Here is a 23,879-nt window from a genome sequence, read left to right on the forward strand (position 1 = left end):
AACTGTGATGTCATTAAAAAAGCTTTTAATCTAACACTTGATCATATGAAGTGTTAGGTTAAAAGCTAACTTAGAATATATATTAAGCAAGACCAATTTCTTGTTTAAATGATTTCATAAATGAACGACTAACTTGAAATTTAACATTCGTTGTCATTGTCACTTGATACGTATAATTAAACCAGTGTTCGACACTTTCGATATACTGCTTGTTAATAATCGTAGCTCTATGAATTTTTATAAACAACTGCTTAGGTAATTTCTTCTCATAATAATTGAGCGGTTCTGTCGTTTCATATGTTTTTTTTAAAGTCGTAATAGTCGAAATTCCATTGTTCACAGAAATCGCAACAATATCGTCTAAATTGATGACATAAATACGCTCATCCACTTCGATAGGAAGTACACTTTGATGATTAGTATAAGAAGAAGTATTCGTTTGTGATTGTGGAGAGTGGATAGGGTCTGACAATGTTTGAATCTGTTGTTTAGCGTTTAATAATCGTTTTACTTTTTGAACTGCTTGTTCAATTCGTTCTAATTCAAAAGGTTTTAATATATAATCAACTGCATCTAATTCAAATGCTTTGACTGCAAACGTATCATGTGCCGTAGCAAAAATGATATAAGGGGGTTGTTTCATTTTTCGAATTTTATGAGCTAAATCAATCCCATTTTCATCCATTAAATTAATATCTAAAAACACTAAATCATAGGTGTGACAGAGCAGTTTTTCTAAAGTGTCTTCAATATTTTCAGCTTCATCGATTATTTCGAAATCAGATATTTCATTTAATAAGTAATGTAATTCATTACGTGCTAATGGCTCATCGTCAACAATAAGTGTCCTCATTTAACGTTCCTCCTTGATTAAATGATATGGAATCTTACAGGATACTGTTGTTCCGTAATTAGATGTATCAAAGTGTAATTTTGCATTAGAACCATATAAACCAGTGAGACGGCGATTTAAATTTTCTAGTGCACTACCAGTTCCAGTTTCTGAAGCCACACTGATTTGTCCAAGTGAGGGTAATTTTTCAGGCGCTATACCATGTCCATTATCACTAACTGATAGTTTTAATGAGGCTTCTTTGTATTGAACGTCTACACAAACAATGTTATCTTTTCGTCGATGTTTGAATGCGTGTTTAATTGCATTTTCCACCAAAATTTGAATGATGAATGGTGGAATTAATACTTGTTTATAGGCATCATCAATATGATATTTAATTGTAAATCGATCTGGAAAACGTGCTTGCTCTAATGATAAATATGCTTTGACTTGTTGTAATTCTTTTTCTAAAGTAATCGTGCTATTACGCGCACCTTGTAAGTTTGATCTGAAAAATTGACTCAATTGCAAAAGTAACTTGCGTGCTTTTTCACTGTCAATACGTACAAGTGCTGAAATGGTGTTAATCGCATTAAAGAAAAAGTGTGGATTAACTTGAGCTTGTAGAGACTTAATTTCAGCATCTCGTAATAATTTACTTTGCGTTTCGGCCAGTCCCAGTTCTAATTGACTTGAAAAAATATCTGCTAAACCCCGAGCAAGTTGTTTAGTTGATGTCGTAATATGGTTATAGTCTGTAAAATAAAATTTTAAAGTACCTGCGACGTTTCCATTCGTCATTAAGGGCACAACGATAGCTTCTCGAAGCGGACAATTCGGATTATTACATCCAATGTCCTCTTTTGAATTGGCTTCTTTTAATTGGCCTGTACGTATGACTTCTTTAGATAAATTAGTAATGATTTCTTTTTTAGCGACATGATGATCACTACCCGCGCCTACGTGTGTTAAAATATCGGTTTTATTGGTAATTGCCACAGCAGATACTTTCATTAGCCTCAGTATAATTTCAGCTACAGGACGAGCAGATTTTTCATTTAATCCTGAACGAAAATAAGGTAGTGTTTTGTTTGCTAATTCAAGGACGTCATGAGTTTGAATTGCACGTGTTTGCTCTTCTTGTTTTAAAGTAGACAGAATAATAGATAAAAATAACGCAGTTCCAATACTATTAATTAATATCATCGGTAAAGCAATAAATTTTACCAATGCCCAAGCATTAGAAACATCATCAGCAAAAATTAAAATACAAGCCATCTGAATACTTTCGTTTATTAATCCAATCATGGCACCTATTAAAACAGTTGGATAGCGATTATGTCTCATGGTGCGATATCCATAAAATCCAGAAATTAATGCAATGATGACTGATGAAAATAGGTAAATATAAGCATTTGCGCCACCAATGAGGATTCGTGATAAGCCCGAGATAATACCAACGATAATCGCTACAAAAGGACCACCAATTAAACCAGACATTCCAATCGTTAATACCCGTGTATTCGCAAGTGACGTTTCATTATTTAGATGATAGTAAATATTACTAGAAATAATTTTGCCATGCTCAATTTCAATTCCAGTAAAGTTAGAAATAATTGCGAATAATGAAAATAAGATGGTGAGTTCTATTTGAGCACGTAATTTTTCACGTGCACTCATAATCGTCTTGAAGTGATTAATATTCATTAAAATGTAAGCAATAATAATAATTAAGCCTACACGTTCAAGTAATAAAATAAATAAATTAAACATTTTTGCACCTATTAAGTATATTAATAAAATTCAAAATTTTTACTACACTTTTTATTATAGTATGGAAAATTTAAAGTTGATAGTTTAAAATGTTTACTTATAAATACTTAGCACTTAATTTATATTAAATGATAATTTATTTTGGAAAATAATATTTAAAAAGAAAAAAAGATTTTTATATCCCATTATAGTAAGCTATGATAAAATTTTAATGTAGTTTAAAATTATATAGTTTTTGGGCAAAGTAGGAGGAATTTTTTTATAATGGAGTCTTCAAAAGAATTTAAGGGAGATAATCGGTTACTCGTTGGAATTATTATTAGTGTATTAACATTTTGGTTGTTTGCGCAATCGTTACTTAATATTGTGCCAACACTACAATCATCATTTAATACCGATTTGGGTACTATTAATATTGCAGTGAGCTTATCTGCCTTATTTTCTGGTTTGTTTATTGTAGGTGCTGGAGATGTTGCTGATAAATTTGGTCGTGTCAAAATGACTTATTTGGGACTAGGCTTAAATATCATTGGTTCATTATTATTGATTATTACACCAGTTCCATGGTTATTACTGATTGGACGTGCTTTGCAAGGTTTATCAGGTGCATTCATTATGCCATCAACTCTTGCGATAATTAATGAATATTACATGGGAAAAGAAAGACAACGTGCATTAAGTTTTTGGTCTATTGGCTCATGGGGCGGAAGTGGAATATGTTCATTGTTTGGTGGATTTATCGCTTCAACAATAGGATGGCAATGGATTTTTATTATTTCTATTGCTTTGTCAATACTTTCATTTTTCTTAATTAAACACACGCCAGAAACAAAAAATGAACCAGATACGGATACAGACAATAGCGGTTCAAAATTTGATTTTATAGGTTTGATTTTATTAGTTATTACATTATTAAGTGTCAATGTGATGGTAACACAAGCTTCTGATCGTGGATTATTATCACCTGTCATTCTATCGTTATTTGGAATATTTTTAATTGCTGGTATATTCTTTGTTCTTCGTGAATTTAAAACTGAGAACCCACTTGTTGATTTTAGTTTATTTAAGAATAAAGGATATAGTGGTGCTACACTTTCAAACTTCATGCTAAATGGAGTAGCAGGTGGTACGCTTATCGTAGTAAATACATATTACCAAAGTCATTTAGGTTTCACTTCATTACAAGCAGGTTTAATCTCTATCACTTATTTAGTAGCAGTGCTTGTAATGATTCGTGTAGGTGAAAAACTATTACAAAAATTAGGTGCTAAAAAGCCATTGCTTATAGGTAGTGGATTTACATTTTTAGGGTTACTACTTTTATCACTAACCTTCTTACCTAATTTGTTTTATATTATTTCAAGTATTATTGGTTACCTACTATTTGGTATTGGGCTTGGTATGTATGCCACACCATCTACAGATACAGCAGTTGATCAAGCGCCAGATGATAAAGTGGGTGTTGCCTCTGGATTGTATAAAATGGCTTCATCACTAGGAAATGCATTTGGTGTAGCTTTATCAAGTACGATTTATGGTGTTTGTGCAGCGAAAATGAATTTAGAACTTGGTGGTTTAGCGGGCGTACTCTTTAATGCCATCATCGTTTTAACTGCTTTCTTTGTCATTTTCTTCTTAATTCCAAATAAAGCTAAACGTGCTTAATTAAAACTGGATATTAATAAAATTTAAATCTGAGGTGCGAATAGAGTACCTCAGATTTTTTATATTGAATAAAAGAATAAATGTAAACATAATAATGAGTCCTTATACAGGGGGATAATGACTTCTACGTCAATTATTGAAAAATAAAAAAAGTTCTAAATTTATCAAATTATTTAGAATATTCTGTTTATATTATTGACGATACTTTATTAAAGTAGTATTTTAAAAATAATATTAAAAGAAGGAGTCGAATATTATGAAAATAGCAATTGCTGGTTCAGGAGCGTTGGGAAGTGGTTTCGGTGCAATGTTATATCGCCAAGGTAATGATGTGACACTCATTGATGGTTGGGAGCCACAAGCAACAGCTGTAAAACATGAAGGTTTACATATTGATATAAATGGAGAAGACTATCATTTAAATATTCCTATGTATCAAGATACAAAAATACCAAGTGATCTTCAATTTGATATTGTATTTTTATTTACAAAAGCTATGCAACTTGAGAGCATGCTAACACATATCCAGCCACATATTCATGATACAACAATTATGGTTTGTACAATGAATGGTCTAAAACATGAAGAACGTATTGTAAATTATGTAGATAAATCACGTATTGTTCGTGGTGTAACTACGTGGACGGCCGGCTTAGAATCACCTGGACATACTCATTTAATGGGTAGTGGTCCAGTAGAGATAGGTTCTCTTGTGCCAGAGGGACAGAATAATGTTGAAGTGATATATAATCTATTAGAACAAGCGAAGCTCAATCCACATAAAAGTGAAGACTTGCAACAATCTATTTGGAAGAAGATTTGTGTAAATGGGACAGCAAATGCGCTATGTACAATTTTAGAATGTCGTTTATCAACATTAAATGAAAGTGAATATGCAAGAAAACTTGTATATGACATTACTAAAGAGATAGTAGAAGTTGCTACTGTTGATGGTGTACATTTAAATGCAGATGAAGTCTATCATTATCTTATCGATTTAAATGATAAAGTAGGTCCACATTTCCCATCAATGTATCAAGATTTGATTAATAATAATCGACGTACTGAAATTGATTATATTAACGGAGCAGTGGCTCGCTTAGGTTCAGAACATCATATCGATGCGCCAATTAATCAATTTGTAGCGAATATGGTACATGCCAAAGAAGAGCAACGTCAAGCTAAGTAAATAGAGTGTAAAAGTGAGTTAAAAGTGATTAACTCACTTTTTAATTTTTAATTATTAAGGGTAAATACAATATATAGTGAGATAAGGAGTTGTGAAAATAATGAAACAATCAACGAAAAGAGTTATCATGACAGGCGTTATTGGCGGATTATTAAGTGGTGCAGTTAAAATGGGATGGGAAGCACTCATCCCTCCTAGAACGCCACAACGTGAAGAAGAACCACCACCAATGACATTACTGCATAAATTGAATTTACCTGATAATGTTAAACATGCTACGTACCGTTATAACGAGAACGATATACCTATAACTGTCATGGGTATTCATTATGGTTTTTCAATTGCAAATGCTATGGTATATGGATTACTTGCTGAAAAGTGTCCAAAAGTAACGACATTAAGAGGTACATTCTTCGGTATTTTGATTCATATTGCTTTTCATGAATATATACTGCCTAAATTAAATCTAACACCACAAGTTAAAGATTTACCTAAAGAAGAACGCATTTCAGAATTATTAGGTCATATTGTTTGGATGAATACGATTGATTTAATACGAAATAGTCATCGATAAATAAAAAAGGAAGCGCGTGAGAGTCACGCGCTTCCTTTTTTATATAATTGATCTTATCAATGGTTAGAAGTGCTTAAAGATGTTTCTGAAGTAGTTTGACGCTTTGTTTCTATACGTTGTCTTAATTTTTCTCCCTCAATTTTACCCACTTTCGCATAATGACTATGAGCGAAATGCATTTGAATAATTAAAAAAGTTGCACTTATAGCCCAATATACACTTAACGCTGATGCTGAATGTAATGATGCATAAGTAATAAATAAAGGGGATAACACCATCATGACATAATAAGATCGACGTTCATTTTTGGGATAATGGATTGAGTTGACAAGGGGTTGTATAAAATACATCACAGCTGCAATGATGGTCATGATTATATCAGTATGCATTAAATTAAACCATAAAAAATGAGGATGCTGAGTAATACCACCACTTGTTGGATATTTAATTGACGTATATAGTCCGAGAAGAATTGGAATTTGAATTAAAATTGGAAATGTACCAATTAAATTTTTAAAAGGATTGATTCCATACTCATTATATTTTTTCATTAATAATTTATTTGCTGCACGTCGTTCTTCAGGCGATTGAGCTTCTTTAATTTTTTCTTGAATTTTATTAATTTCTGGTTTTACGACCTCTGTTTTGCCACGAATAACATGAATATTTTTTACTTGAATACACATGAGTGGCATCAGTATTAAACGCAATATAAATACAATGACGATAATAGCTAAACCATAGTTTTCATTGAATGCATGTCCTAAGACATGAAGTAAAGCATCCATCGGTTTTACAAATATAGTATAAAATAGGCCGTGTTGTTCTTCTTTATGAGAATAGTCACAACCTGCAAGCATTATTAAGGCCATCGGTAATAAGAACCATTTCTTTTTCATATTTAAACTCCTATACACTGTCTTTAATAATCTTAGTCTTAGTGATATAAGCTTAACATAATAATGAAGAAAAGAAGAAATACATGTTTTAATAGATTATATTGGTCGTTTGGATCGCGTTATGATGTTTAGGATAAAATAACTCCATAGACTTGTCAGTAATAAGACGAAGCTAAATAATGTTATTTTCGCTTGTAATGGTAACCATGACATCATAAAACGCCAATCAGAATTTGATAATAAAAGTGTTGGAAGTAAGTGGAGTATCGCTAAAATAAGTGTAAAAGTTAACATCATCATACTTATTTTGATGAGTAATCCACGAGACATCGTTTTAAAATGAATAGACTTAAATTTAAAAATTAAACGATAGATTATTAGGAAAACACTTGCTACAGCTATTAGCAAAATAATAGTGATGATGATAAATAGGATATTCCACTGATTAATAAGATATTGTAACGTTTTAATATGTTGACCATTACTCATTTGTGTATTGAGATGCTGTGCAAGTTCGGCTACATTTTTTGAATAGCTATTAGCAAGGACTACAATGCCATAATCTTTTTTTGGATTTAAAATAATATATGAAGAATAGTTTTCAAGTGTACCAGGATGATATACAATTGTTTCTGAATGATTATCATCAATAAACCAACCTGTTGCATAGTGAACGTCTTGAGAATTATCTATTGCTTTAACTTTAGGTTGATGTGTTAGTTGAACTAATGATGCTACCTTTTTTGGCGGATTAAGTTGAAACTTCAACCAAGAGGCTAAATCTTTCGTGTTAGTCATCATATAGGCAGCTGGATTATCTCCTAAATTAAATTCAGGACTATCAGCATAAGCTTTTCCTTTTTTGATTACATACCCTTGAGCATCATTGTTCTTTTTCATATTACTTTCCTTTACAGTTGATTGTGTCATATGTAATGGAGTGAAAAGATGTGTGCTTAAGTAAGTCGCATATGATTGATGTGAAACCTTTTGAACAATCAAACCTAAAATATCATAATTCATATTGGAATATTCAAATTGCTTGCCAGGTTTAGCATCTAAGTTACGTCCTTTGATACTATGAACAAGGCCTTCTAGACTGTTTGTGTCTTTTGTGATTTTGTCATCATTTGTGATGTCTCCTGAAATACCACTTGTTTGAGCAATCAATTGATCTACTGTGATATCTACTTTTTTATGATTATATTTCATATAGAAACTTGGAATATAATGACTGACTTTATCATTGAGATTGATTTTATGTGCCTCAACAAGTTGCATTATTGCATAACCCGTAAATGCTTTGGTATTTGAAGCAATTTCAAAACGCGTATTTGGTGTGACTTTGGATTTCTTTTTAATATTTGAAAAACCATAGCCTTTATTAAGAATCGTCTTATTATTTTTTACAATAAGAATGGACATTCCTGGAATATGATCGTCTTTCATTTTATTAACAATCATGTTATCGATATAACTTTGTGACGATGGACTAAACATTGAATAACTAGGTTTTAATTTAATAGCTATGGAAAGAATAATGATTCCTACTAATAAAATCATCCCAATCATGATAAAATTTTTTCTCATTTTCCCTTACTTCCTTACTTAATACTCCTTAAAATTAAACCTCTAAAAATAGTATAGCAAGTTTAAACTTAAACCGCTCTATACAAATATTAAATACTGTTGATACCTCTTTATAACTATTAAAAAAAGATATACTCTAAAAATATAATTGTAAAAAGTTACTTAAAATGTAATTTATACTATATTATTTCCACGTAAATGTATACTTTTTCACTAAATAGGAGTATATTTTATCCATTAAAAATGAATATAAAAAGAGGTAAGGATGGATTATGTTCACTCAATTTAAAAGACTTATTATTGGTAAGCCAAAAAAAAATAGAGACTTAAAAAATGAAAAAATAAGTAACTTTAAGGCTTTAGCAATTTTATCTTCTGACGCATTATCTTCAGTAGCTTATGGTCCAGAACAGATTTTAATTACTTTATCTATGGTTGGCGCTATTGCATCTTGGTATACATTACCTATTGCGGCTGCTGTTTTAGTGCTACTTGCAGCATTGATTCTATCATATCGTCAAATTATATATGCTTATCCTAAAGGCGGAGGAGCGTATATGGTTTCTAAAACAAATTTAGGAGAAAAATGGGGATTGCTTGCAGGTGGCTCTTTATTAGTAGACTATATTTTAACCGTCGCAGTAAGCATTTCATCAGGTGCGGATGCTTTTGTTGCAGCATTTCCAGGGTTATATCACTATAAAGTATTCATTGCATGTTTATTAGTACTATTTATTCTAATAATGAATTTACGTGGTTTAACAGAGTCAGCAACTGTGCTCTCTTATCCAGTTTATTTATTTATAATTGGATTAATAGTCATGATTGTTATTGGAACATGGCAAGTGGCAACCGGACAAACAGAACCTCATATGCAGGCGACAGTAGGAACTGCAGTGCCAGGTGTCACATTATTTTTATTACTTAAAGCATTTTCTTCAGGTGCATCATCTCTAACAGGTGTAGAAGCCATTTCGAATGCAGTAACAAACTTTAAAGATCCTGGATCTAAAAATGCAGTTAAAACGTTAATTACTATGGGAATGATATTAGCTTTCTTACTTGTAGGTATTGTGGGATTAGCATATTGGTATGGTATTATGCCACAGACTGAAACAACTGTATTATCTCAACTTGCAATGAATATTTTAGGGCATAATGTAGGATATTATTTTGTACAAGTAACGACTGTCATGATTCTTGTCCTTGCAGCTAATACTGGATTCACAGCTTTTCCAATGTTAGCTGCAAGTATGTCAAAAGATAAATATATGCCACGTATGTTTAACGTAAGAGGAGACCGTTTAGGTTATTCAAATTCAATTATTACATTAGGCATTTGTGCAATGTTGCTTATTATCTTTTTCCATGGTAAAACTGAAAATCTTATTCCTTTATATGCAGTAGGTGTGTTTATTCCATTTACACTAGCTCAATATGGAATGGTTTTAAAATGGATTCGTGGTCGTGAAAAAGGATGGTCTACTAAACTTATTGCAAATGCTATAGGGGGTACTATTACTTTTATCGTATTTATGATTTTCTTAATTACGAAATTTAACCAAGTATGGCCAATCTTAATTTTTTTACCGATTGTTGTATATATATTTACGCGTATTAATAGACATTACAAGGATATTGCTGAGCAACTTAGCACAACTAAAATTGTTCAAGATATGCCAGTGGTCGATAAAAATCTAGCGATTGTACCCGTTAATACGATCACTACAGCATTAAATAAATCTATTTATTATGCACATATGATTGCAGATGATGTGATTGCTGTACATGTATCTTTCGGAGATCAAACTGATAATTTATTTATTGAAAAATGGAATAAACAATATCCAGATATTAGACTAGTGACGTTACACTCAGAATATCGCAGTGTCATTCGTCCGATTTCTCGATTTATCGATAAAATTAATAAAAAAGCGAATGATCAAAACTATGTCATCACAGTGGTTGTCACTGAATTTATTCCTAAAAAACCATGGCATAACTTTTTACACAATCAAACGAGTTTGCGATTAAAAATGCATTTATTCTATCAAAAAAATGTTATTTTAGCGACGGTTCCTTATAAATTACAAAAGTAGAAGAAAATAAAAAGAACTCGAGAGATACAGGTCTCTTGAGTTCTTTCTATATATTAATGATTTAATTCCTTGGCAAGTACAATTTCATTATAGTTAATATTTTCACGTAATTGTGTGGCAATTTCATTTGTAACTTTATTTCTAGATATCAAGTCATCTAAAATTTGACGTTGAGTATACAATGCATCTAATTTGGCATCATATTGTTGTTGAGTGTTTAATTCATACATGAATTTATTTTCCTCACGTTGACGTTTTCGATTATGATGTTGTCTTAACGTACGTGATAATGCGTAATATTGGTTGATAATTAAACTGACTTCGAGAACATTTGTGCTATTTTGTTCTTCTTGAAGTCTTAAAGTCACCTGACGATTAACAATACGTATGATGTGTTGTACTTTTTTAAAGTTATGTCTTAATTCTTTTCTGTCAGTATAGCGTTGTTGTTCAAATGATGATTGATTCACACTTTTACGTGAATCTTTTCGCGCTTTAAATCTAAGTATGATTAACTTACTAAAACGATTCAATTTCTCAATAAAAGACATTTCTCTAAATGATTGTGTCAATTCCATTACTTTGCGATAATCACTTAAATCTTTTTTAGTAATACGCTCCTGTTTAATTAACTGTTGAAGCGTCTCAGTTTCAACATCTTCTGCAATGTCTCTTAATCGATGTAATTCTTTCGTATTTTTATCATCACTTTCCATGTCGATTAAAAATGATAATTCATTAAAATATTGATTCAGAATAGGTCGATAATCAATATCTTTGTGTGTATCTGCTTTTTCTTTTAATGTGCGAATAACATGTTGAATCATGAAAATTTTAGCTGATTGATAACTCATACCTTTGAAGTGTGATTGTTGTTCGGATGGCGTAATGAATGGAAGGATCATTTGTGCAAAAATTAAACTGATAAGTACCATCATTGAAGCAATAAAGAGTAAATCATTTCTATGATCAAAGTTTTGATTGCCGTTAATAATGAATGGTAACGTTAACGCCATTGACAATGAAATCGTTCCATGAATACCACACAAGGTCATAATAAATGCATAACGACTCCGTTTTGGTGGTTGTGTTTCTTCTTCTTCATCGAGATATGCTTCAACGTTTTTTGGATAGTAAAAATCTTTGAACCAAACATAGACCCAAATAAATCTAAAGATATAGATGGCAAATGCTATGAGAAATGCCACCACGATTAGAAAAACTAAATTTTGTGGTTCATTACGTACAATTTCTAAAATAACTTCTGGCACAATATATCCTAAAACGACGAAGACAAAGCCATTTAATGCATAACTTAATGTATTCCAAATTTGATTGTAGTTCATTTGTAATTCAGTTTGGGCACGAATGAGACGATCTCGTTCTAAACCATGAATTAACCCAGCTACCACAACTGCAATAATCCCAGAAGCATGGACTTCTTCTGCAATAAAATAAATGACAAAAGGAGTAAGCAATTGGATGAAAGTCAATGTATTACTATCTTTTAAACCTTTATTAGACGTGAGGTAAACACGTAAACTGACGACTAAAGCACCAATTATTGCACCTACTAAAATACCAAGAAATGTTGAGAGTAAAAACTGACCAATTGCATTCATAGCTGAAAAACTACCTGTTACCAGAGCAGTGACTGCAATTTTAAAAGAAATAATACCTGCAGCATCATTTAATAGAGACTCTCCTTCTAAAATTGCCATAGACCCCTTGGGTAATACTTTACCTTTAGTAATGGCTGATACAGCAACTGCATCTGTCGGACATAAAATAGCTGCAATAGCAAAAGCAGCTGGCATCGGTAAATTAGGCCAAATCCAATGAATGAAAAAGCCAACCCCAATCACAGTTGTAAATACTAATCCCATGGCCATAAGCACGACAGGTTTTCGATATTCTAAAAGCTTTTCTCTAGAAACATGTGTCCCTTCCACAAATAAGAGTGGGGCAATGACAGCCATCATAAAAACTTCTGGTTCAAATTTAAAATGTAGTGGAATGGGTAAGATGAATAGCGCTACACCTAAGGCAATTTGAATGAAAGCTGTTGGAATGTTGGGGAAGCGATGATAAATAATAGAACTAATGATAACGGCAAGTATAAATAATAAAAAAGCTTCTAACAATTCCATATGTATTATGACTCCTTTCTTTTTTAAATACTTAATATTTTATCATGATTAAAAAAATAATGAGATATTTTAGTATATGTCATTATTAAGACATAAAAAAGCGAAACTGAATTCAGTTCCGCTTAATAAAATATCTAATGATTGATTGATTCTCGAGGTTGCTGACGTGTTTTTTCAGCTAAATATTCAGCATTTTTCTTATACTTTTTATAGAACAAGAATAAGAATATAAACCAAACTGGTGAAATAAATATGGCTACTCTCGTATCAGCACTAAAGAACAATAACACAAATACAAACAAGAAAAATGCAAGAATAACATAAGCCAGTGCTTTACCGCCTAGAAGTTTAAATTTATTGTGTTTATGTTCTTCAGGATTTTTTCGTACATATATAATATAAGAAATAATAATCATTGCCCAAACAACTATAAATAATACAGTTGAGAGTGTAGTGACATAAATAAATAATTGAATTGCATCTGGAAAGATAAAATTTAATAATGCGGCTAAAAGTAATGTCCCAGAAGATACAAGCATTGATAAGTAAGGCACACTATGATGATTTGTCTTACTTAACATTTTGGGTCCTAGTCCTTGTTTAGATAATCCAAATAAAATACGACTATTTGAATAAATACCACTGTTCGTTGCAGAAGCGGCTGCTGTTAATACGACAAAGTTAACAAGTCCTGCTGCAAAAGGTAAGCCAATCATACTAAATAACATTACAAATGGACTTGCATCAGGGTTAATCTTATTCCAAGGAATCACTGACATGATCACAAGTAAGCCTCCCACATAGAATAATAAAATTCTAACAGGTACATTATTAATTGCTTTTGGAATCACTGTGCGAGGATCTTTAGTTTCTCCAGCTGTAACACCTATTAGTTCAATACCAATAAATGAGTAGACAGCAATTTGGAATGACATTAAAAATCCAGCTGGTCCATTTGGAAAAATACCGCCATGATTTACAAGGTTACTAAAAGACGCATGTCCATACGACGTTTTAAATGAAAAGAAAATCATAACTAAGCCAACGATAATCATAGCAATAATAGTAATAATTTTTATAATAGAGAACCAAAATTCTAACTCTCCAAATAATTTTGCACCAAGCATATTAAATGAAATAAGTAAGAGTACGATAAATAATACAGTTAGCCAGTGAGGAACGTTTGGAAACCAAAAACTAAAATATTGTCCCATTGCCGTTAAATCAGACATACTTGAAACAATCCAAGATAACCAATATGTCCAACCAATGACAAAACCACCGAATGGTCCCAAATATTCGTTGGCAATATCTACAAATGAATTGAAACGTGTATTACTAAGTAATAATTCTCCAAGTGCTCTCATGAAAGCAAATAACACTATACCAATAATTAGATAGGTGATTAGTAGGGATGGCCCTGTTAACGAAATCGTTTGTCCAGAACCTAAAAATAATCCTGTGCCAATAGCGCCACCAATTGCAATTAATTGAATGTGTCTATTACTTAATTCTCTTTCTAACTGTCTTGCCATAGACTTCCCCCTCAGAAAGCCACACGATAATTACGTAAGCGCTTTCTTTAAATTTTAAAAACTTGTTTAACAAAGTGGAAAAGAGTGAAGATCAATTTGTAATTAATTAGAATATTCAGATTTTTAAAAGTTTACTTTTTTAAATTTTGTTAAATATGTAACTTTGTTAAAAGTTAATTTTATTATACTCTTAATTTTCAAAAAAACAAATGTGTGTATACAACTATGAAAAACAGAATAATTTATATTTATAATAATCTATGGCATAATAGATAAAATTTAAAAATGTATTAGAGGAGTAGAGGAATGAGAATTGGAGCGATTTCTGATCTACATATAGACAGACATCCTAAACTAAAATCAAATGTATATCTAGAAACATTGATTAAAGTAGTTCAACATAGAGAGATTGACTTACTATTAATTGCAGGAGATATTTCAAATTATTTTAGAGATAGCTATCAATTTATTAAAGATTTAAAAACTGCTTTACATATTCCCGTATTATTTGTTCCAGGAAATCATGATTATTGGAAAGTAGAGGATGGAACGACATCTCAAGATATTTATGATTTTTATAGAACAAAGCCAGAGTGTTTGTTGGATCATCCATATGTAATTAATGATAATTGGGCTATTGTAGGCCATACTGCTTGGTATGATTACAGTTACGCTGATAAAAAGTTTGAAGAAACTCGATTAAAAAAAGGGAAATATTATGGGGCCACTTGGCAAGATAAAGTGAAAATCGATTGGGATGAAGATGATACGATTTTATCCAAAAAGGCGGCTAAGCATGTTAAACAAGAATTGGAGCAACTTCAAGATAAACAAATTATTTTAATGACACATATTGTGACACATTCTAAATTTGTAGTACCTACCCCTCATCGTATTTTTGATTTTTTCAATGCATTTATAGGTACATCAGATTTCGACCGATTATATCAACAGTTTCCGATTAAATACAGTATTATGGGGCATGTTCATTTTCGTAAATCTTTAGTAGAAAATAATATAACCTTTTTATGTCCTTGTTTAGGTTATAAAAGAGAATGGCGAACAGCAGATATATATTCAGAAATGAATCATGCATTAATAGACTTTGTAATAGAATAAAAAAGAGCAAGAAACGACGTTCAGAAGGCAGTCGCTTTTTGCTCTTTTAATTTATGGTTTTACATAGATACATTTTTTACCAGGGGCGTTAAAGCTACGCTCCATGAATTCTTTTTTAATTTTTATAATCTGGAAGCGATTAGGTACTAATGCAGGCACAATTATTTTTCTTAAAAAGTGACTCCATAAAGGATCAATATAATAGTAATGTGTGTCGTCATATCCAATAAGTAATGTAACGTGAATGTTAGACACAAGCTGACGCGTGTGGTTATCAAATTTAAACGTTTTACGTGAAGGTTTTTGACCTAAGCTTGTATGATACATAAGAATCGGTTGTCCTTGATCAATCACAGTTTCTAATTCTTCTAAATTCGTACCAGTGCCATCTACGATACGTGAATCAAATGTTTGTAAATATGGAACATAAGCAGAAGGGAAAATCGTTTGGTGATGACCAAACTTAACAAGTAAATGATGACCAACATAGCCTTTATAGGGATTATTTGGATGCGTAGGCCAATGTTTCATAATATCAGTAGCTTTAATATTATGATGATTATATTGTAATAACATAGCTGCAGAAACGCCTTCACAACCCATAATCATAGGGATTGGAAAAAGTTGACTTTTAGGCGTAACTGATAATAATTTTTTATTCATTAACGTTCTCCTTTATGTCAGTAAAACATTGTTTTAAAGTAAATTTATTATATACCTTGATTAGAGTAGCGTATAATCATTTGAATTCTTTGTATTAACAAAATGTGGGTCAACATATTTAAGACAATAAGAAGAATGTTGATATAGTAATTGATGTTAAAAATTCAAACCCAAAAGTGATTAAAGATATCATGCTTAAAATGTATCTTATTCATATACTAATTTTTAATATGCAACAGAAAGATTGAACAGTTAATATAAAATAAAATTGGGAGTTATGCATTTAAAAATGAATATATGCAAACTCCCAAGTATTATTTTATTTTGCGGCATGAACAATATCATTCATGTTATGTTTATTGCGTCAAAAATCTTTATTGCACATTATACCGATAGATAACATTAAAGGACCTGCTTTCTTTTGATTCTGTAGATATGGGTTTAGTCCTTAAGATGTCATAGCTTCTTATTTAATCTGATTGTGTTAAAAAAGTAAGTCAATCTTATTTTTCTAGGATGCATGTTATCGTTAATACAAATTAAAATTTATTAAATAATACGTGATTTTCAAGATGTACATGTTCATGTGTTTCACGTTCTAAATGTTCAAGGCGTGTGTAGACTAAACGCCAAGTATTACATGCTTCACTAGGTGGCTGATACTGATTTGTTAAATCGCTCATTTCTTCTAATAGATGTCCAGTTTGAGTATGATCTTCAACTAAACTTTCAATAACTTGATGCGCATTCTTAACTTGTTCACCACGTGCAATTTTAATGAGTAATGGAAAATCATGATTATCTTCCTTATCCATATGTTCAAGCATACCATCACGATACTGGCGATATAACTCTTGTAATTGAAGTAAATATGGATGGTTTGGTCCATGAACTTTTGCAATTTTAGTGACATAAGGTGAAAGGTTTTTAAATTCTTCACGCATTGTTTCATGGTAACGTGATTGAATATATTGAATTAAGGAAGGGACATCTAAATATTTAATGTTGATATTTCCTGTTGAATGTACAGGTAAATGATTAATTTCTTCTATAATTGTATCGACATTTACTTTTTTATTTTTTACTGCATTTTTAATTGAGATATTTCCACCACAACAAAAATCTATTCCGTATTTTCTGAAAACATCCGAACTTAATGGAAAATCAGTAACGACATTAGCAACAATTGAATCTTTAGTGACCATAAATAAATCCTCCTTATTTAACTATAGTTTATTATAGTAAATAATAATCATTTTCAATTAGAGAAGAATAAGTTGTCATGTATTTGTTGAAAAGTCATTACAAATTTGTGAATGTTAAAAAATACTTGAGATATAATAATTGTCTCAAATATTTTTTAACATATTAGCAGTCGATGTTTATATTAAAAATGGATGCTAGATTACGTTTATTAATATAAGAATATATTAGATACGTTGATATTTTTTAAAATATAAAAATTGAAGTAAAACTATGAGAATTGCTGTGATAACAATTACTGTGAGATAAGGCATTACATTATACTGTCCTTTAAGACCAACTAAAGGAGACACTAGACCACCAAGGATAAATTGGAATAAACCTAGTAAACTAGAAGCATTTCCACTTCCACCAGTACGTTCTTCCATAGCCATTGAAAATCCTAAGGGGCCGATTGAAGTGACAGGACAAACATTTAAAAAGAAAGCGACTAATAAGAGCCACAATGGACCTTGTAATATCAAAGTAAATACAATGAGAAGTACACCAATAAGTTGAATGAAAGTCAAATAAATTAAGATTTTAAAGCGATGTATACGTTCAACAAGCAAAGCAACGATTTGACTCACAACAATTAAACCAATGCCATTGATTGCAATCATTACGCTAAATTGTTGAGGCGTCATATGGTATATTTTCTGAGTGATAAACGGAGAAGCAGATGAAAAACTAAATAACATAACATAAGTTAATCCTTGTAAAAACATTGGAATAATAAATCTTGGTCGTTTAAGCAAACGTCCAAAGTCAGAAAATATATGTTTGAAATTGGCAGTAACATGCTCAGAATGATGTGTGGTCGGCATATTGAAAGTAACGCCACATAACATGATTATGCTAATAGCTGTTAAAATAACAAAGATAATTCTCCATGAGCCAAGAGAAAGCGATAAACCTCCAAGTAATGGCATTAAAATAGTTACTATACCATTTACAACCATAAGAGAAGCAAGAAATTTAGCTAGAGTATTTCCTTGGTAATAATCTCCTGCGAAAGCTTTAGCGATAACAATAATACCTCCGGCAGTTAATCCTTGTACCAAACGTATCAATAAAAATAGTGGAAATGTTGTAATAAATATCGCACCACATGAAGCTAAAACGAATACACTAAGAATTATTAGTGCAATTTTTTTTCGACCGAATACATCTGATAAAGGTCCGAATATAAACTGTCCAAGTGCTAGGCCAATCATTGCAAAGGATAGGGTAAGTTGTATGCTTGACGTTGATGTATTAAATTGTTGCTGAACTGCTGGTAAAGCGGGTAAATACATATCTATAATCATTGGACCAAATGCTGTCATTGTTCCTAGAACAATGAGTAATAGCATCGGCAATTTAGTATGTGTTGAGTTATGCATAATTGTACTCCTTGAAAAGATTTGCAATGTACATTATATAGGTTTTTGAGAAAATATGTAATTTCAAATATAAAAAGCTCTAAAAAGATTGATTTAATCAATCTTTTTAGAGCTGAAATTTGTCACAATACATAAGAATATTAATTATTATTACCAAGAATACTGTTTAGTTTTTTCTTGATATCATCTACTTTATTATTGACATCATCTAATAGCGCATTCACTTTGTTTTCATTTGCGTTGTTTTGTTGTGCATTATTTGCTTCTTTTAACTTATTAACTTGGTCTTGATAAAATTGAGTTAATTTAGAGTCTTCTTTAGTAATCTCATTATTTTTTAATTTATCAATTTGAGATTGTATTTGTCTAAGACGTGATTCAGTGTCTATTTTATCTTTAATATCATTTTTTGCATCTTCAACTTGTTTCTTGATATTATCGCTTTGATTTTGAACTTCTTGTTGATAATTTTTAGATACATCATTTGTTGCATTATACGTATGTTGTTTATTGTCCGATTCCTTTTTATGATCAATATAAGATTTAGTCGCAAAAATGCCAATAATTAAAAGAAGAATTGCAATAATAGCGATTAACCAACGTTTTGATTTTTTATTTTTTTCATTCTCTTCTTCTAGTAATTGTTCACGTCTAAAGTCACGATCGTTATAGTAACGGTTAGCATTTTCATCATAATCGCCCTGATTTTGATGATGATACTCTTGACGAGGTTCATTTCTTCTGTAATTTTCTTCACTTTGACGTCTCTGTTGACGTTGTTGATACTCGCGACTTTTTTGATTACGTTGTTGATATTGATCATCGTATTGATATGAATCTTTGTATTTTTCAGTACGTTTCATAGATTTCACCTCTTTTTAATCATTTAACTTAATTAATCGAGCAATATTTTCAGCAGTTTGTGTTAAGAATCGTTCTCCATTTTCTAATAAATAGGGGAGTTCTGATGGCGTTTCTATAATGCTAAACACAGTATCAATTCCATGTTGATATACGGCTTGATAATTTTTTCCTAAACTACCGCATATATCAATAACAGGTAAGTCGAATTGTTTGGCTGCTTTTGCCACTCCGATAGGTGTTTTACCATAAATCGTTTGTACATCTATTTTTCCTTCTCCTGTAATAACTAAATCGGCATCTTTAATGCTTTGAAGAAATTGCGTTTCTTTTAAGACAATATCGATGCCATTAGATAATGACGCATTGAAGAAAGTGAGAATACCAGCTCCTAATCCACCGGCAGCTCCAGCACCAGGTATATCTTTAACACTGATATGATATGCTTTCTCTATCATATCATGATAATTTGCGAGTGCGGAATCCAACTTTGGTATCATCTTTTCAGTTGCTCCCTTTTGTGGTCCGTAAATATATGTTGCACCATTAGAACCTAATAAAGGATTTGTAACATCACATGCCACTTCAAAGGTAACGTCGTTTAATCTATAATCTAATTTTGACGCATCTATATGAGTTAAATGAGCAAGAGCGCCACCACCAAGTTCAATTTCTTCATTATCAGAGTTTAGAAATTTTACGCCAAGAGCGGTCAGCATACCACTACCACCATCATTTGTTGCACTCCCCCCTATGCCTAATATAATTTTAGTCACATTATGGTTTAGAGCATCTTTAATTAATTCGCCAACGCCAAATGTTGTAGTAATTAAAGGATTACGTTCATCTGTACGAATTAAATCTAATCCTGAAGCTGCTGCCATTTCAATAATAGCCACATGATTATCTCTCGAACGAGCATAAGATGCAGTCACTTCTCTAAAAAGTGGATCATGTACTTTAATGCTATGAATTGTCGCATCTAATGCTTCTATTAAAGCTTCGGTTGTACCTTCGCCACCATCTGCCATAGGGATAACCTCTGTTTTAAGCGCATCACCGAATATATTTTTAAAACCCTGTTCTATAGCTAATCCAGCTTGTTTAGCAGACATACTCTCTTTAAATGAATCTGGCGCAATAACCATTTTGTTTATGTTCAACGAGATCACTTCTGATTAAAATTATAAATAAAAAACTAAATTAAAATGATTTAATGTTTAAAATATAAAAAAAGTATATAATGGTATTTAATTAAATAGAATTGATTAAACACTATAATGTAACATTATTGTAGTGGAGGAGTAGTGTAAATGTCTAACTTTAAACAACACGAATTTTACATCTGGGTCATAGGGTTATTATTATTTTACGGTTACTTAGGTTTAATTATTCCTTTACATGGAATCGATTGGTTTTTTGGAAGTCATCAAGGCATAAGTACCTTTTATCATCATTTTGATAATTTGAATGGACGTTATATTAGTAATTTAATTGAACTTGTAGCAGTGCGTTCGGTAATATTACGTATGATTATGTATTCAATAATATCAGTAAGCATTATTTTATTAATACTCAAATTGATACGCCAAACATTTTCAATCCGTCATCTCATGCTTGCAACTATGTTATTGCTTATTATACCTAATTCAGTTTTTTCAGAGAGTTATGGAAGCTTTGGCTACTTTTTTAGTTATGCTTTTGGAATGATATGTGTTCTCTATAATTTGTATTTTATAAGTCAAATTTTATTTATAAAAGATGAACTAAAAATGTACAATGTCATTTTATTTTGGATCAGTTGTTTCAGTGGGCAATTATTTGCTGAATCATTAACTTTTTTCGTTAATTTGGCTTTATTCACGACATTAATTGCTTATTTTGTGTTAAAACGTAAAATTAACTTTAATTTATTAATAGGGTTTCTATTATCATTATGTGGTACATTAATCATGTTGATTAACCAGACGTACATTAATTATCTAAGTGACATTCAAGCAATGAGAGCACACATTGATGGCTTAGGTTATGTTCATAAATTAAGAGTTACAATATTAAATGACCTTCCACGTTATATGTTTTTTAATCATATTATCATAGTGTCTATGATTGCGATTGTTATAATTGGGTTACTTATAAAAAATACTCGCTTTCAAACGTTTTCTAAAATCAGACAAATGATATTAATGATTGGTATACTTGTATTGCCTATATACAAGATATTTATTTTTGAACCCTTTAATTTTAATCAAACAACTTTGATTACAAGTTATGGTCTAATTAATTTCTTATTATGTTTTAGCTTTTTCGTCAGTATAAGTATGGCTAGTTTTATTATAGTTACAGATAGCTACTATCGTATTATTTTAATAGTTGCTTTTATTTCTATTATTTTAAGTGCTATACCTATCTTTTTCATTTCAGAGGTAACGTCTCAACAGTTCTTTATTGTATATATAATGTGGTGTGTGATATTGATTACTTTAGTTACTGAATTACATACTTTAAAACAAAGCTATGATAATATTCTTAAAATTTGTGTAGGATGTTTATTATTCGTATTTATTGCTATTTTTACGATTGTGCATTTTAAATATGAAGCTAGATTAAATAATATTCAAACTCAAATTCAACAACATAGAAATGAAATTATTGTAAAACATTTGCCATTTGAGACATATTTCTATGAAATGACTCCAACTGAAGAAATCGAAAAGGAAAATTTCAAAGAGTACTATCAAATTTCAAATAATAAACAACTTAAAATATTGCCGTTTGATATTAATGTAATAGAAGACAGAGGAGATTAACTATGAAGTTAAAACAAACGCACTATGAAATAATTAAATTCGTCATAGTGGGTGGGATTAATACACTTGATTATTATTTAGTGTATCTCATTTTACTAAAATTATTACACATTCACTATATGGTGAGTCATATTATTGGATTTATAGTAAGTTTTATTATTTCTTATTATTTAAATTGTTATTTCGTTTATAGAGTTAAACCAACCCTTAAGAAATTTTTAAGTTTTCCATTAACACAAGTAGTAAATATGGGAATGCAATCTTTGTTTTTATATATCTTTGTAAGATGGTTTAATTTCCCTTCTGAAATTGCACCGTTTGTAGGACTTATCGTTACAATTCCGATTACTTTTATATTATCTAAATGGATTTTAAAAGACTAAAATTTAAAAAAGAGCTAGAATTGTGTACTTCTAGCTCTTTTTTTTATAAATAGGAAATTAGGTTTGACTAAAAAATTAATTAGCTTATTTTTATAAAAATGATAGAAATAAAAAAATATTGTAATTCAAATTTTGATAGTACATACTAGTAATACTAAGTGTTTAAGGTGGTTAACTAGATATGACCCAAAACGAAAATCTTAAATTGGCGCAAAGAGGCGCTTATTTAAGTTTAGTTGTTTATATCGTTTTATCTGTTGCAAAATATATTACTGGATATGTGTACGATTCGGCAGCTGTAAGAGCAGATGCATTGAACAATATGACTGATATTGTTGTATCTATCGCTGTTATTGTGGGGTTAAAGATTTCAATTAAGCCAGCTGATAAAAATCATCCTTATGGTCATTTGAAATCTGAAAATATTTCAACGCTTTTCGTATCATTCATTATTATGTTTGTAGGTATCCAAGTAGTGATTGAAAATGCACCTCGAATGTTGACAAATGAACACCATATTCCAAATTTTATTACGATTATTATTAGTATGATGAGTGGTGTCATTATGATTGGTGTTTATGCTATTAATCATAGGCTTGCAAAACAAACTAAAAGTAGCTCATTAGACTCGGCCTCAAAAGATAATTTATCTGACGGTTTAGTCAGTATGGGTACTGCTATTGGATTATTATTTACACAATTTGGTCTACCTATTATTGATGTGATACTTGCCACTGTATTAGGATGTTTAATTATTTATACTGGGTTTGGAATATTTAAAGATTCAATTTTTGCATTGAGTGATGGATTTAAGGAACAAGATTTAGAAGAATATCGAAATCTTGTTCAAGAAGTTACAGATGTAAGAGAAGTAAAAAATGTAAAAGGACGTTATCACGGCAGTAGCATTTTTTTAGATGTAACGATTGTAGTAGATGCAAATTTATCATTACAAGAAGCGCATGATATTTGCGATAGAGTAGAAACACATTTAGAAAATAACGGTATATCGTCTGTATATGTTCATCCAGAACCAAATACATTAGATGAGAAATAAAAAAGAGCGGGAGTATAGGTACTGACCCCCTTAAACGGGAACTTAATAAA

Annotated in this window: 19 protein-coding genes; 8 read left to right on the forward strand and 11 right to left on the reverse strand. The window is 30.9% G+C overall.

The genetic code is table 11. The features are described 5' to 3' along the window. Positions 1-82 precede the first annotated feature (82 nt). Positions 83-853, reverse strand: a complete 771-nt coding sequence (locus HMPREF2629_RS08120) for a response regulator transcription factor LytR (RefSeq protein WP_017174992.1) — start codon at positions 851-853, stop codon at positions 83-85. Then, positions 854-2,608 (reverse strand): sensor histidine kinase, encoded by a 1,755-nt coding sequence (locus HMPREF2629_RS08125; protein ID WP_069723821.1) that lies wholly within the window; start codon positions 2,606-2,608, stop codon positions 854-856. A 264-nt stretch (positions 2,609-2,872) separates the two neighbouring features. On the opposite strand from HMPREF2629_RS08125, the gene HMPREF2629_RS08130 reads away from it, so the two are divergent. The 3 genes from HMPREF2629_RS08130 (at position 2,873) to HMPREF2629_RS08140 (ending at position 6,036) form a co-directional block, all read left to right on the forward strand. Continuing rightward, complete coding sequence (locus HMPREF2629_RS08130; RefSeq protein ID WP_049379311.1) at positions 2,873-4,273, forward strand: MFS transporter; 1,401 nt, start codon at positions 2,873-2,875, stop codon at positions 4,271-4,273. A gap of 256 nt (positions 4,274-4,529) precedes the next feature. After that, a complete protein-coding gene (locus tag HMPREF2629_RS08135) occupies positions 4,530-5,462 on the forward strand; it encodes a 2-dehydropantoate 2-reductase (RefSeq protein ID WP_017174989.1) in 933 nt (310 codons plus the stop codon). 100 nt (positions 5,463-5,562) lie between these two features. After that, positions 5,563-6,036 carry a DUF1440 domain-containing protein gene (locus HMPREF2629_RS08140; protein ID WP_048762183.1) on the forward strand — a complete coding sequence of 158 codons (474 nt, stop codon included), beginning with the start codon at positions 5,563-5,565 and terminating at the stop codon, positions 6,034-6,036. Between the two features lie 56 nt (positions 6,037-6,092). On the opposite strand, the gene yidC is transcribed toward HMPREF2629_RS08140, so the two are convergent. Both yidC and HMPREF2629_RS08150 read right to left on the reverse strand, forming a co-directional pair. Continuing rightward, a complete protein-coding gene (yidC, locus tag HMPREF2629_RS08145; RefSeq protein WP_048762182.1) occupies positions 6,093-6,935 on the reverse strand; it encodes a membrane protein insertase YidC in 843 nt (280 codons plus the stop codon). 96 nt (positions 6,936-7,031) lie between these two features. Beyond that, entirely contained in the window at positions 7,032-8,525 is a 1,494-nt protein-coding gene (locus tag HMPREF2629_RS08150; protein ID WP_070813273.1) for a serine hydrolase domain-containing protein, read from the reverse strand. Between the two features lie 272 nt (positions 8,526-8,797). On the opposite strand from HMPREF2629_RS08150, the gene HMPREF2629_RS08155 reads away from it, so the two are divergent. Further along, positions 8,798-10,624, forward strand: a complete 1,827-nt coding sequence (locus tag HMPREF2629_RS08155) for an APC family permease (protein ID WP_070813274.1) — start codon at positions 8,798-8,800, stop codon at positions 10,622-10,624. 53 nt (positions 10,625-10,677) lie between these two features. Here HMPREF2629_RS08155 and HMPREF2629_RS08160 read toward each other — a convergent pair whose 3' ends face one another. Then, complete coding sequence (locus tag HMPREF2629_RS08160) at positions 10,678-12,774, reverse strand: cation:proton antiporter (RefSeq protein WP_049416287.1); 2,097 nt, start codon at positions 12,772-12,774, stop codon at positions 10,678-10,680. Positions 12,775-12,908: 134 nt separating this feature from the next. Further along, entirely contained in the window at positions 12,909-14,309 is a 1,401-nt protein-coding gene (locus HMPREF2629_RS08165; RefSeq protein ID WP_017174983.1) for an amino acid permease, read from the reverse strand. A 306-nt stretch (positions 14,310-14,615) separates the two neighbouring features. On the opposite strand from HMPREF2629_RS08165, the gene HMPREF2629_RS08170 reads away from it, so the two are divergent. Next, positions 14,616-15,428: a metallophosphoesterase gene (locus tag HMPREF2629_RS08170; protein WP_019834814.1), complete on the forward strand. Its 813-nt coding sequence runs from the start codon at positions 14,616-14,618 to the stop codon at positions 15,426-15,428. A 51-nt stretch (positions 15,429-15,479) separates the two neighbouring features. Here HMPREF2629_RS08170 and HMPREF2629_RS08175 read toward each other — a convergent pair whose 3' ends face one another. The 5 genes from HMPREF2629_RS08175 to HMPREF2629_RS08195 form a co-directional block, all read right to left on the reverse strand. Beyond that, positions 15,480-16,091, reverse strand: a complete 612-nt coding sequence (locus tag HMPREF2629_RS08175) for a C39 family peptidase (protein ID WP_017174981.1) — start codon at positions 16,089-16,091, stop codon at positions 15,480-15,482. Between the two features lie 539 nt (positions 16,092-16,630). Beyond that, positions 16,631-17,296, reverse strand: coding sequence for an iron-sulfur cluster repair di-iron protein ScdA (scdA, locus tag HMPREF2629_RS08180; protein WP_017174980.1), 666 nt, complete (start codon positions 17,294-17,296; stop codon positions 16,631-16,633). Positions 17,297-17,521: 225 nt separating this feature from the next. Next, positions 17,522-18,718: a putative multidrug effflux MFS transporter TcaB gene (locus HMPREF2629_RS08185; RefSeq protein WP_070813275.1), complete on the reverse strand. Its 1,197-nt coding sequence runs from the start codon at positions 18,716-18,718 to the stop codon at positions 17,522-17,524. Between the two features lie 140 nt (positions 18,719-18,858). Further along, positions 18,859-19,581 (reverse strand): hypothetical protein, encoded by a 723-nt coding sequence (locus HMPREF2629_RS08190; RefSeq protein WP_002488783.1) that lies wholly within the window; start codon positions 19,579-19,581, stop codon positions 18,859-18,861. Positions 19,582-19,596: 15 nt separating this feature from the next. Continuing rightward, positions 19,597-20,742 carry a glycerate kinase gene (locus HMPREF2629_RS08195; RefSeq protein ID WP_070813276.1) on the reverse strand — a complete coding sequence of 382 codons (1,146 nt, stop codon included), beginning with the start codon at positions 20,740-20,742 and terminating at the stop codon, positions 19,597-19,599. A gap of 150 nt (positions 20,743-20,892) precedes the next feature. Between HMPREF2629_RS08195 and HMPREF2629_RS08200 the strand changes: the two genes are divergently transcribed. The 3 genes from HMPREF2629_RS08200 to HMPREF2629_RS08210 all read left to right on the forward strand — a co-directional run bounded on the left by HMPREF2629_RS08200 (position 20,893) and on the right by HMPREF2629_RS08210 (position 23,829). Next, positions 20,893-22,389, forward strand: coding sequence for a hypothetical protein (locus HMPREF2629_RS08200; protein WP_017174978.1), 1,497 nt, complete (start codon positions 20,893-20,895; stop codon positions 22,387-22,389). Between the two features lie 2 nt (positions 22,390-22,391). Beyond that, positions 22,392-22,772, forward strand: coding sequence for a GtrA family protein (locus HMPREF2629_RS08205; RefSeq protein WP_017174977.1), 381 nt, complete (start codon positions 22,392-22,394; stop codon positions 22,770-22,772). A gap of 181 nt (positions 22,773-22,953) precedes the next feature. Further along, entirely contained in the window at positions 22,954-23,829 is an 876-nt protein-coding gene (locus tag HMPREF2629_RS08210; protein ID WP_070813277.1) for a cation diffusion facilitator family transporter, read from the forward strand. Positions 23,830-23,879: the final 50 nt, after the last annotated feature.

Source organism: Staphylococcus sp. HMSC034C12 (assembly GCF_001835895.1).
In the GTDB taxonomy this organism is placed as follows: domain Bacteria; phylum Bacillota; class Bacilli; order Staphylococcales; family Staphylococcaceae; genus Staphylococcus; species Staphylococcus hominis.

Coding starts and splice junctions, on each gene's coding strand:
- HMPREF2629_RS08120 (WP_017174992.1), bottom strand. CDS start 853: ATGAGGACACTTATTGTTGACGATGAGCCATTAGCACGTAATGAATTA.
- HMPREF2629_RS08125 (WP_069723821.1), bottom strand. CDS start 2,608: ATGTTTAATTTATTTATTTTATTACTTGAACGTGTAGGCTTAATTATT.
- HMPREF2629_RS08130 (WP_049379311.1), top strand. CDS start 2,873: ATGGAGTCTTCAAAAGAATTTAAGGGAGATAATCGGTTACTCGTTGGA.
- HMPREF2629_RS08135 (WP_017174989.1), top strand. CDS start 4,530: ATGAAAATAGCAATTGCTGGTTCAGGAGCGTTGGGAAGTGGTTTCGGT.
- HMPREF2629_RS08140 (WP_048762183.1), top strand. CDS start 5,563: ATGAAACAATCAACGAAAAGAGTTATCATGACAGGCGTTATTGGCGGA.
- yidC (WP_048762182.1), bottom strand. CDS start 6,935: ATGAAAAAGAAATGGTTCTTATTACCGATGGCCTTAATAATGCTTGCA.
- HMPREF2629_RS08150 (WP_070813273.1), bottom strand. CDS start 8,525: ATGAGAAAAAATTTTATCATGATTGGGATGATTTTATTAGTAGGAATC.
- HMPREF2629_RS08155 (WP_070813274.1), top strand. CDS start 8,798: ATGTTCACTCAATTTAAAAGACTTATTATTGGTAAGCCAAAAAAAAAT.
- HMPREF2629_RS08160 (WP_049416287.1), bottom strand. CDS start 12,774: ATGGAATTGTTAGAAGCTTTTTTATTATTTATACTTGCCGTTATCATT.
- HMPREF2629_RS08165 (WP_017174983.1), bottom strand. CDS start 14,309: ATGGCAAGACAGTTAGAAAGAGAATTAAGTAATAGACACATTCAATTA.
- HMPREF2629_RS08170 (WP_019834814.1), top strand. CDS start 14,616: ATGAGAATTGGAGCGATTTCTGATCTACATATAGACAGACATCCTAAA.
- HMPREF2629_RS08175 (WP_017174981.1), bottom strand. CDS start 16,091: ATGAATAAAAAATTATTATCAGTTACGCCTAAAAGTCAACTTTTTCCA.
- scdA (WP_017174980.1), bottom strand. CDS start 17,296: ATGGTCACTAAAGATTCAATTGTTGCTAATGTCGTTACTGATTTTCCA.
- HMPREF2629_RS08185 (WP_070813275.1), bottom strand. CDS start 18,718: ATGCATAACTCAACACATACTAAATTGCCGATGCTATTACTCATTGTT.
- HMPREF2629_RS08190 (WP_002488783.1), bottom strand. CDS start 19,581: ATGAAACGTACTGAAAAATACAAAGATTCATATCAATACGATGATCAA.
- HMPREF2629_RS08200 (WP_017174978.1), top strand. CDS start 20,893: ATGTCTAACTTTAAACAACACGAATTTTACATCTGGGTCATAGGGTTA.
- HMPREF2629_RS08205 (WP_017174977.1), top strand. CDS start 22,392: ATGAAGTTAAAACAAACGCACTATGAAATAATTAAATTCGTCATAGTG.
- HMPREF2629_RS08210 (WP_070813277.1), top strand. CDS start 22,954: ATGACCCAAAACGAAAATCTTAAATTGGCGCAAAGAGGCGCTTATTTA.